Source organism: Pseudomonas sp. Pseusp88, assembly GCF_047303955.1.
Classification (GTDB): domain Bacteria; phylum Pseudomonadota; class Gammaproteobacteria; order Pseudomonadales; family Pseudomonadaceae; genus Aquipseudomonas.
In genome coordinates this window covers 1-10,060 of the sequence record NZ_JBGLYM010000068.1, presented here as the reverse complement: position 1 = coordinate 10,060, position 10,060 = coordinate 1, and the positions used below count along the sequence as shown (strand labels likewise).

Annotated in this window: 7 protein-coding genes and 1 pseudogene; 5 read left to right on the top strand and 3 right to left on the bottom strand. The window is 63.0% G+C overall.

Annotated elements, in window-relative coordinates:
- From ACCD02_RS32290 to ACCD02_RS32280, 3 genes and pseudogenes are all read left to right on the top strand, one after another.
- Nucleotides 1–96 (top strand): annotated as a pseudogene (locus tag ACCD02_RS32290) (hypothetical protein); the annotation flags it as partial.
- 50 nt (nt 97–146) lie between these two features.
- Nucleotides 147–611: a hypothetical protein gene (locus tag ACCD02_RS32285; RefSeq protein ID WP_413310643.1), complete on the top strand. Its 465-nt coding sequence runs from the start codon at nt 147–149 to the stop codon at nt 609–611.
- A gap of 19 nt (nt 612–630) precedes the next feature.
- A complete protein-coding gene (locus ACCD02_RS32280) occupies nt 631–1,818 on the top strand; it encodes a DUF6708 domain-containing protein (protein ID WP_413310642.1) in 1,188 nt (395 codons plus the stop codon).
- A 176-nt stretch (nt 1,819–1,994) separates the two neighbouring features.
- On the opposite strand, the gene ACCD02_RS32275 is transcribed toward ACCD02_RS32280, so the two are convergent.
- The 3 genes from ACCD02_RS32275 to ptsP form a co-directional block, all read right to left on the bottom strand.
- Complete coding sequence (locus tag ACCD02_RS32275; RefSeq protein ID WP_413310641.1) at nt 1,995–3,734, bottom strand: PTS fructose-like transporter subunit IIB; 1,740 nt, start codon at nt 3,732–3,734, stop codon at nt 1,995–1,997.
- Nucleotides 3,735–3,929: 195 nt separating this feature from the next.
- Entirely contained in the window at nt 3,930–4,871 is a 942-nt protein-coding gene (gene pfkB / locus ACCD02_RS32270; protein WP_413310640.1) for a 1-phosphofructokinase, read from the bottom strand.
- The gene (gene ptsP, locus ACCD02_RS32265; RefSeq protein ID WP_413310639.1) at nt 4,871–7,732 is read right to left on the bottom strand and encodes a phosphoenolpyruvate--protein phosphotransferase; all 2,862 of its coding nucleotides are present in this window, start codon (nt 7,730–7,732) and stop codon (nt 4,871–4,873) included. Before ptsP ends, pfkB begins: the two co-directional genes overlap by 1 nt.
- 339 nt (nt 7,733–8,071) lie before the next feature.
- Between ptsP and cra the strand changes: the two genes are divergently transcribed.
- Nucleotides 8,072–9,067, top strand: coding sequence for a catabolite repressor/activator (cra, locus tag ACCD02_RS32260; protein ID WP_413310638.1), 996 nt, complete (start codon nt 8,072–8,074; stop codon nt 9,065–9,067).
- A 1-nt stretch (nt 9,068) separates the two neighbouring features.
- Nucleotides 9,069–9,851, top strand: coding sequence for a TatD family hydrolase (locus ACCD02_RS32255; protein WP_413310637.1), 783 nt, complete (start codon nt 9,069–9,071; stop codon nt 9,849–9,851).
- The last annotated feature ends 209 nt before the right edge of the window (nt 9,852–10,060 follow it).

Genomic DNA, 10,060 nt, shown 5'->3' with positions numbered 1-10,060 from the left:
GGCATTCATTACCACTTCCAGCACAGCGCCAACGCCCACAAACTGCTGTTCGGCGATGGTCAGGCGAGCTTTCCCAAGCTCGCGCCGGTGGCCTACGCCCCAGCGACGCCCATTCCCTGGGGCTATGGGCGGCCATCCGCAATTACATGGAAGACGGCCAACTGGTCGACAAGCCCTGCCCGCTGGCCGCGCTACTGAGCCTGCCCCCCACCCCCGACAGCCTCAAGCCCTACGAAGGGCTGCACACCTTTGAAGTCGAGCGCGAGGAAGCCCGCTACTTCTGCCATATGGATGACGAAGGCGCCCATCTGTCCAACAAAGCTCGAGAACGTCTAGGCGGCCCCAAACGCAGCCCCTGGCCCCTGCGCTGGTGGTATATCCGTCGCGTTCTGACCTTCTGGAAGATGCCCTACATGCTGGCCGAATGGGCCCACCGCAAAGGCCGACCGGTCATGCCCGAGCAGGTACAGGCCTGGTCGCAGCCGCTACCGCCGCAACAATGGGCACAACCCAGTCCGGCCCTGGTAAAGGCCAATAAATCGGTCAAGACCGCCATGGACAAACACGGTGCAACCTTTGTCGAGGCCTGCAAGGCAGCGGGACTGCATTAACTGGATAACGCGAGCCCTGATGTTTAATAACCCCTTCAAACGCAAAAAAACCGCGCCCCCCGAACCGGGGCCGGATATCCGCAGCCAGCGTCCCCGCGCCGGGGAAATCCGCATGTCGGGCTTGAACGAGACCTTGTTCCTCGCGCCATTGCCGATCTATACCGGGCAGATGCAGGTCTCCAGCCAGAGCTTTTCGGAGATGAACGAAACGTTTATTGAGTTGGGCGGCAACAATAGAGGGATGGTTGAACAAGGAAAGATATTAGCTGCCGGAATCTGGATGGCATTGTGTACAGCGTTTATAGCGCCTGTACTTATCTGCATCTTTCTTGTAATGGCTAACCCGCCGGGAATGGACCGCAAATTCCTCGATATTGTTGGAGGTTTTATAGAAGTATTTGCAACAGGCGCTCTTCTATTCATCATCCCGCTAGGGGCTTATTTATACGGCATGCTCTCCAGCGTCTTCTCCGACGCCAAAACCTACCCCGTGCGCTTTAACCGCCAGCGCCGCGAAGTCTGCTACGTCGATGCCAAGACCCATCGGGTGCTGATCGTGCCCTGGGAAAGCGTGGTCGCCTGGGTCTCCAATACCCAGGGCGTCACCCAGTACGGGGCCACGCGCCAGTACACCCTGGGCATGGGCCTGGAGGATGAAGAGCGGGACGAAGTGCAGTTCATCCTGCTGCCACGCCCCAGCGACGCCCATTCCCTGGGGCTATGGGCGGCCATCCGCAACTACATGGAAGACGGCCAACTGGTCGACAAGCCCTGCCCGCTGGCCGCGCTATTGAGCCTGCCCCCCACCCCCGACAGCCTCAAGCCCTACGAAGGGCTGCACACCTTTGAAGTCGAGCGCGAGGAAGCCCGCTACTTCTGCCATATGGATGACGAAGGCGCCGATCTTTCACATGAGGAGCGCGAGTACTTCGGTTATCCCAAACGCAGCCCCTGGCCCCTGCGCTGGTGGTATATCCGTCGCGTTCTGACCTTCTGGAAGATGCCCTACATGCTGGCCGAGTGGGCCCACCGCAAAGGCCGACCGGTCATGCCCGAACAGGTACAAGCCTGGTCCCAGCCGCTACCGCCGCAACAGTGGGCACAACCCAGCCCGGCCCTGGTAAAGGCCAATAAATCGGTCAAGACCGCCATGGACAAACACGGTGCAACCTTTGTCGAGGCCTGCAAGGCAGCGGGGTTGCATTAATCACCGATTTTTCACTCTGAATGCGCGTTTTCTGGCGATGAAAAAGCGGTCTCAGTGGTGTGAGCAAGCCGGCTTGCTGGCGATGGCGTCAGACCAGACGCTGAAGCTAGTGCGAGCGCTGCGCACTCGATCGCCAGCAAGCCGGTTCCTACAGACGGTGGTCGTCTGTCACTTGTTCACGCCGCAACCGGCGCAATATCCATCTCCACCACTTCCGGCCGCTTGAGCACGGCGTACAGCACGCCGGTGACGACGCTGCCAATCACGATCGCCAGCAGATACAGCGCCGCATGGTTGATGGCATTGGGGATCAGCAGGACAAACAGGCCGCCGTGGGGCGCCATGAGTTTGCAGCCGAACAGCATCGACAGGGCACCGGTCAGGGCGCCGCCGATGATGCTGGCCGGGATCACCCGCAGTGGGTCTTTGGCGGCAAAGGGAATCGCGCCTTCGGAGATAAAGCACAGCCCCAGCACGAAGGCGGCCTTGCCCGCTTCGCGCTCGCTCTGGGCGAATTTGCGCCGGGCGATCAGGGTGGCGATGCCCATGCCGATCGGCGGCACCATGCCTGCGGCCATGGCGGCGGCCATGGGTGCGTAGCTCTGGGAGGCCAACAGGCCCACGGAAAAGGCATAGGACGCCTTGTTGATCGGCCCGCCGAGGTCGACGCACATCATCGCGCCCAGCACGATGCCCAACAGAATGGCGTTGGTGGTGCCCATGCTGTCGAGGAACTGGGTCAGGCTTGCCAGCATGCTCGCCACTGGCTTGCCGACCACATAGATCATCACCATCCCGGTGATCAGGCTGGCCAGCAGCGGGATGATCAGGATCGGCTTGAGCGCTTCGACACTGGCCGGCAGCCGCACGTAGTGGTTGATCGCCTTGGCGCAGTAACCGGCAATGAACCCGGCGACGATACCGCCGATAAAACCGGCGCCCAGGGTGCTGGCCAGCAGCCCGCCGATCATCCCCGGCGCCAGGCCCGGACGGTCGGCGATGGAATAAGCGATGTAGCCCGCCAGCAAGGGCACCATCAGTTTAAAGGCCGCTTCGCCGCCGATCTGCATCAGGGCTGCGGCCAGAGTGCCAGGCTCCTTGAACGCGGTGATGCCAAAGACAAAGGACAAGGCAATCAGCAGACCACCGGCCACCACCATCGGCAGCATGTACGAAACCCCGGTCAGCAGGTGTTTGTAGACGCCGGTTTTCTCCTGTTTGGCCGGGCCGCTCGCCGCCGCATCGGTGCTCTCGACCTTGCCCTCGGCCAAGGCCTTTTTCAGGGTCGCTTCCGATTGTTTCAGCGCAATGCCGGTACCGCAGCGGTAGATGCGCTTGCCGGCGAAACGCGCGGTATTCACCTCGATATCAGCGGCCAGCAGCACCACATCGGCCTGGGCAATGGCTTCGGCGCTCAGGGGATTGCGCGCGCCGACGGAGCCTTGGGTCTCGACCTGCAGCTCGTAATCCAGACGCTTGGCCGCCTGCTGGATGGCTTCGGCGGCCATGAAGGTGTGGGCCACGCCGGTCGGGCAGGCGGTAATGGCGACAATGCGCGGCTTGTGTGTTGACGCGGCAACCGGAACCACGGCTTCGGTGCTGGCTTCATGCACCCTGGCCTGGTCGGCGGCGCGATGGAGGAAGCCGTCGACGTCCTGCAGGGCATGGGCAGGGGTATCCTGGAACATGCGCTTGCCAACGAACCGCGACAGGTCCAGCACGCCGGTATTGACCACCAGCACCCAGTCCACCTCGGCGATGGCCTCAGCCGACAGTGCCCGCTCGGGGTGATGCGGGTCGTGGATCTCGACAACAGTGCTCCAGCCCAGGCGCCTGGCGGCAGCGTCCAACAGGCGCGCGCTGAGTACGCTGCTGACCTGGCCGTTGGGGCAGGCGGTAATAATGGCTAGTTTCATCACAATCCCTCATTTCTTATTCGTTGGAACATCGCCCGCCTGCTCTTGGCTGTGGGAGCGAATTCATTCGCGAAAACGGTGTTTCAGGCGAAAAAGATGCGTCGAATCTACCGGCCTCTTCGCGAATGAATTCGCTCCCACAGAATTCGCTCCCACAAGACTCGCTCCCACTACCTCGCGGGAGACCGGGGTTATTTATTGTTCTGCCAGATTACGAAGGCTCACACCGCTTTCCAGCTTTTTGAGCTGCACGATGTCGCTGATGCCGAAGCCGATCTGGGTCACGGCCATGGCGGCGATGGCGGTGGCGGTGCGCAGGGTCTGGGCCGGCGTGTGGCCGCTGATCAGGCCGTGGACCATGCCCGCCAGCAGCGAATCTCCGGCGCCGACGGTACTGGCCACCGTGACGCTCGGCGGCAGGGACTGCCAGGCGAAGCCGTCAGCGAACCAGTGCACGCCTTCCGAGCCCTGGGAAATCACCACATGTTCGATGCCCTGCTTCTGCAAGCGCGCAGCGGCGTCGGCCTGGGCCTCGATGGAAATGATCGGCGAGTCGAGGGCGTCGGCCAGTTCTTCGGTATTGGGTTTGATCAGCCACGGCCCGGCTTGCAGCCCGGCACGCAAGGCTTCGCCACTGGTGTCCAGGGCGACTTTGAGGCCCAGTTCCTTGAGGCGCAGTAACAGGCTTTGCAGCCACTGGGCGCTGACACCCTTGGGCAGACTGCCCGCGACCACCACCACATCAAAACCGCCGGCAATCTGCTCAATACGGGTAAACAACGCCTGCTGCGCCTCGACACTGACCTGAGGCCCGCGACCGTTGATATCGGTGATGCGCCCGCTGCTTTCCGCCAGTTTGATATTGCTGCGGGTCTCCCCCGGCACGCGGACGAATTCGTCGACGAAGCCGCGTTGGCCGAACAGGGTTTCGAAAGGCAGTTGATTGTCGACGCCGAGGAAACCGGCGACGGTCAGTTCATGGCCCAGGTCGGCCAGCACTTGCGCAACGTTGAGGCCCTTGCCCGCCGCATGGCTGAGCATGGCCTCGCTGCGATTGACCTGGCCGACCTGCAACTGACCCAGTTGCACGGTCAGGTCCAGGGCGGGGTTCATGGTCAGGGTCAGGATCCGGGACATTACACAGCCTCCACAAGGGCGCGGACATCCGGGGCGCTGCCCAGGGTCAACGCGGTCTGCGCCATGGCTTGCGCGGCGCTCAGGTCCAGCTCGCGCACACAGGCCTTGACTTCGCCGATGCTGCGCGGCGCGACGCTCAATTCATCGACGCCCAGGCCGACCAGGATCGGCACGGCCAGGGGGTCGGCGGCCAGCTCGCCACACACGCCCACCCATTTGCCATGGGCATGGGCGGCGCGCACGGTGATATCGATCAGCTGCAGCACCGCCGGATGCAGGCCGTCGGCCTGGGCCGACAGGCTTGGGTGGCCGCGGTCGATGGCCAGGGTGTACTGGGTGAGGTCGTTGGTGCCGACGCTGAAGAAGTCCACTTCACGGGCCAATACCGGGGCCAGCAATGCGGCGGACGGTACTTCGATCATGATGCCCAGTTGCAGATCAGCCACCGGAATCTCCAGACGCAGGCGCTCGGTCATGTCCCGGGCCTGGCGCCACTCTTCAAGCGTGCCGACCATGGGGAACATGATCCGCAGCGGTCGTGAATCCGCCGAGCGCAGCAATGCGCGCAACTGGCTTTCCATCAGCTCGGGGCGTTGCAGGGTCAGGCGAATGCCGCGCACCCCGAGGAAAGGGTTTTCCTCTTTGGCAATCGGCCAGTACGGCAGCGGCTTGTCGCCACCGACGTCGAGGGTGCGCACCACCAATGGGCGACCGCCAAGGTCATCGAGAACACGACGGTATTCGGCTTCCTGAGTCGCTTCATCCGGTGCCTGGGAATGGGCCATGAACAACAGTTCAGTGCGCAGCAGGCCGATGCCTTCGGCGCCCTGCTCAACGGCGGCCGGGGTTGCGGTGCTGTCGCCGATATTGGCGAAGACTTCTACGGCATGGCCGTCTCGGGTCACAGCGGGCTCCATGCGCAGGGCCGCAGCGGCACGCAGACGTTGCTCGCGGTTGTCGCGATCTTCCAGGGCCCGCTGCAAGGTGGCGTCGTCCGGTGCCACCACCAAACGGCCACGCTGGCCATCGAGCAGCAGGCGCGTGCCCGGTTTGATCAGCAGTACGCTCTCCCCCGCGCCGACCAGTGCCGGAATGCCCAGGGCACGGGCGACAATGGCGCTGTGGGCAGTGGCGCCACCGCGCGCGGTAAGAATCCCGGCAACTTGCCTCGGATCGAGGCGCGCCACATCGGACGGCCCCACTTCATCCATCACCAGAATGTAGGGCTCGTCCGGCGCGACCAGAGTTTCGATGCCGCAAATCTGCGCCAGCACCCGGCGCCCGACGTCACGTAGATCGGCGGCACGCTCGGCCAGCAGCGCATCGTGCAGTTGCTCCTGCTGGCGTGCGGCGGCGTCGATCACGTTATTCCAGGCCGCGGCAGCGCTCTCGCCCAGTTGCAGACGCAGGGTGACTTCGCTGCTCAGTTCGGGGTCGTCGAGCATTTCCTGATGGGTAATGAAAATCTCGCGGATGGCCTTGGCCTTGCTGCGCTCCACCAGCCCTTCGATATCCTGACGCACCTCGGTCAGGGCGCGGTTCAGGCGCTCGCGCTCGATCTCCACCGACTCACCCAGCAGCGGGTAGTCGAAGGCTTGCAGCACTTCGATGTGCGCCGGGCCAATGGCAATGCCCGGCGACGCAGGCACGGCCTGAAGCTGGCTGCCGTCGGCGGGCGCCAGGGTTTCCTTGACCACCACGACTTCCACCGGCGCGGGCGAGGTGGCGGTCGGCAGCGGCTCGACCTCTTCGCCCAGCCCTTCCAGCACGGCGGCGAGCAGCGCGGGCAAGGCGTCGGCGGCGATGCCTGGTTCAGCGATAAATTCCAGCACCTGACCGCGACGGGCACCGAGGCTCAGCAGTTTGCTCAGGCTTTTTGCCGAAACCGCCGACTCACCGGTATCCAGTACCCGCACGCGCACTTCGCCTTCGAAGCTCTTGGCCAGTTGCGCGAGGATTTTCGCCGGGCGTGCATGCAGGCCATGGGCATTGGCCAGGGCGATGCGTTGGGTCGGCCATTCATCCGGCACTTCGCCACCGAGTGCCTGCAATACTGCGCGGCTACTGGTGGCCTGGCCCAGCTCGTGGCCACGACCTTCGATCAGCAACGCGCACAGGCGTTCGAGCAAAGCCTGATGGGCTTCACCGAGGCTGGCCAGGCAGAACAGGCCCTTGAGCGGCTGGCCCAGGTAACGAATCGGTTTGTCGGGGGTGATGAAGGCCAGGCCCGGACGCTTGACCATCTGCTCGCTGTGCAGCCACCACAGGCCATCGCCCAGGGGCAGCGCTTCGACCTGTTGCAGCACGGCGGCAAAGCCGTTGTTGACGCACTCGGCCTTGCGCAGCAGGCGGGCGCCGCGCCAGACCAACTCTTCGAAATCATCCACCGACACACCGAGGCTGATCAGCTGTGCGTCGAGCGCCAGTTCCTGGGGCGCGCCTTGCAGCAATTGCAGCAGCGCCTCGGGGCTTTTCGCCTGGCGCAGGGCTTCGCCCAGATCGGTCTCGCCGAGGGCGCGGGTCAGCAGTTGCAGCAGGCGCAGGTGCTCATCGGACTTGGCAGCGATACCAATGGCCAGGTAGACCCTCTGCCCGTCACCCCAGTCCACCCCGTCGGGGAACTGCATCAGGCGCACGCCGGTGGTGAATACCAGTTCGCGGGTGTCGGGGGTGCCGTGGGGAATGGCGATACCCTGGCCGAGAAAGGTCGAGCCTTGTTGCTCGCGGCCCTGCAGACCTTGCAGGTAACCTTCGGCGACCAGGCCATCGGCGACCAACCGATCGGCCAGTAGCTCCAGTGCGGCGGATTTATCCACAGCCGTCTGCGCCATGGATATTTGCTCTACAGTGAGCTCGAGCATGCCTTTCTCCTTCAGGACGCGGTTTCGCGTCCAATTCTTGTTTTTAGATCGTAGGCCATCAAAGCAATATCTATGCGACAGCATCTTCATGTCGATTACAGCAGCGAAAAGACCAGCTGAATCGTTTAATCTAATTCAGCCCGGCACGTTACTCGATTATTTGCTGCGGTTGAAGCCTGTCATTGCCGATGGCATCCGGCGCTGGTCGGATAGTTGGCAAAAAAGCTGCGGACGTTGCGCCGCGCCAATGGTCTGCTGTGCATAAGGGCTACGATCGGTAAAATCGCCCCACGACGATAAGACGCCTGCAAAACACGGGCATAACAAGAGGATGTCGGCTTGAAACTCAGTGATATCGCGCGTCTGGCCGGTGTTTCCGTGACCACCGCCAGTTATGTGATCAACGGCAAGGCCGAGCAGCAGCGCATCAGTAATGCGACGGTGGAGCGGGTCCGCGCGGTGGTCGACGAACATGGCTTTCGCCCCAACCCTCAGGCCGCCGGGTTGCGCAGCCGTCATACCCGCACCCTGGGCTTCATCCTGCCGGACCTGGAAAACCCCAGTTACGCGCGCATTGCCAAGCTGCTGGAACAGGGCGCGCGCGCCCACGGTTATCAATTGCTGATCGCCAGCTCCGATGACGACCCCATCAGCGAGCTGCAACTCCTGCAGCTGTTTCGCGCCCGTCGCTGCGATGCGTTGTTCGTCGCCAGTTGCCTGCCCGCCAGCGATGACAGCTACCGGGATTTGCAGAACAAGGGCTTGCCGATCATCGCCATCGACCGCGAGATGGACGCCCGGCACTTCTGCTCGGTGGTCAGCGACGACCATGACGCCAGCCTGCAACTGACCCGCAGCCTGCTTAAAACCCGACCCGAACATATCGCCCTGATCGGCGCGCGGCCGGAGTTGAGTGTCAGCCAGGCGCGGGCAGGCGGCTTTACCGATGCCCTCAACGGCTTCAGCGGCGGCGTAACCCAGGTGCATGGCGAGTCCTTTAGCCGCGCCGCAGGCCGGCAGCTAATGAACGAAGTGCTCGAACGCCTGGGCCATTTGCCTGATGCCTTGATTACCACCTCCTACGTGTTGTTGCAGGGCGTATTCGACGTGTTGCAGGAGCGGGCGTTGAACCCGGCGCAACTGCATCTGGGCACCTTTGGTGACACCCAGTTGCTGGACTTTCTGCCACTGCCGGTCAATGCCATGGCCCAGCAGCATCAGTTGATCGCGGAAAAAGCCCTGGCCCTGGCCCTGGCCGCCATCGAGCAGGACCAATACGAACCCGGTGTGCAGGCCATCGTGCGGACCTTCAAGCAGCGTATTCACGAGGCCTGACATGCAGCTGATCGACACCCATACCCACCTCGACTTCCCGGACTTCGAAGGCGACCGCGCGGCGATCATGGCCAACTGCAAGCGGCTGGGTGTGCAGCGCATGGTGGTATTGGGCGTCTATCAGCCGAATTGGCAGCGCCTGTGGGATTTGACCTGCGCAGATCCGGCGTTGCAGGCAGCCTTTGGCTTGCACCCGATCTACCTGGAACAACACCGCCCCGAGCACCTGACCGAGCTGGGCGACTGGCTGACCCGCCTCAAGGGTCATGCGCAGCTGTGTGCAGTCGGTGAGATCGGCCTGGATTACTTTGTCGAGCATCTGGATCGCGAACGCCAGCAGGACATCTTCGAAGCGCAACTGCGCCTCGCTGCTGACTTCGACCTGCCTGCCCTGCTGCATGTGCGGCGCAGCCATGCTGCGGTGATCGCGACGCTCAAACGGCACAAGCTCAAGCGCAGCGGCATCATTCACGCCTTCGCCGGCAGCCGCGAAGAGGCCCGGGAATATATCCGCCTGGGCTTCAAGCTTGGCCTGGGCGGCGCCCCGACCTGGCCCCAGGCACTGCGCATGCACCGGGTCATCGCCGAACTGCCACTGGACAGCATAGTGCTGGAAACCGATTCGCCGGACATGGCCCCGGCCATGTACCCCAATATGCGCAACAGCCCGGAGCATCTGCCGGATATCTGCGCGGCGCTGGCGGGGTTGCTGGGGGTTGAGGCCGAGGAACTGGCGCGGGTCAGCACGCGCAATGCCTGTGAGTTGTTTGGTTGGCAGCTCTGAATAACGCTCTACTACATGAATTGGGATGGGATGTCGTGGGCGCCCTCTGTGGGAGCGAATTCATTCGCGAAGGTGGCATTCCAGGCGACGAATATCTATCGGATGTACCGGCCTCTTCGCGAATGAATTAGCTCCCACAACATTTTCTCCCACAAAACTCGCTCCCCCCGCCCCCCCGTGTCAATGACACGCGGGAGGCCCAGATCAAA